Source organism: Xenorhabdus sp. KK7.4, from assembly GCF_963876465.1.
In the GTDB taxonomy this organism is placed as follows: domain Bacteria; phylum Pseudomonadota; class Gammaproteobacteria; order Enterobacterales; family Enterobacteriaceae; genus Xenorhabdus; species Xenorhabdus stockiae.
This window is the reverse complement of the sequence record NZ_CAWNQF010000048.1, coordinates 1-422: the sequence shown is the minus strand read 5'-3', so window position 1 is coordinate 422 and position 422 is coordinate 1. Positions and strand designations below refer to the sequence as shown.

General features: G+C 63.5%; 1 pseudogene. It reads left to right on the top strand.

The window, feature by feature from the left end:
• Nucleotides 1-422, top strand: a pseudogene (locus tag AACS90_RS05590) (hypothetical protein); the annotation flags it as partial.

The window sequence follows — 422 nt, the reverse complement described above, 5'->3', positions numbered from 1 at the left end:
GCCGGGAAATTGAGCGGCGGATTGAAAGCGGGCCGGACAGACTGACCCTGAGCCAGACTTATACCCTGACCGGGCAACTGGCGAGCCGGACCACCGCGGTCGGGCCGGCAAACGGCCCCCAGCCCGCGGTGCCATTGCGGGACGAGTCTTATACCTACGATGCCCACCGCCGCTGGCTGACGGATTACCGCTGTTCGGGGCTGGAATGCCCGCGGGATGCGTACGGGCAGACCCTGAGCCGTCAGCAGTTTACCTATGACCGGCTGGGCAACCTGCTGACCTGTCTCACCACCCTGGCGGACGGCAGTCAGGACACGGCCTGCTTCAGTTACGCGAATCTGGCCGACCCCTGCCAGCTGACGAAAATCACCCATAACCATCCGGCCTATCCGGCCACGATTGTACTCACTTACGATAAAGCC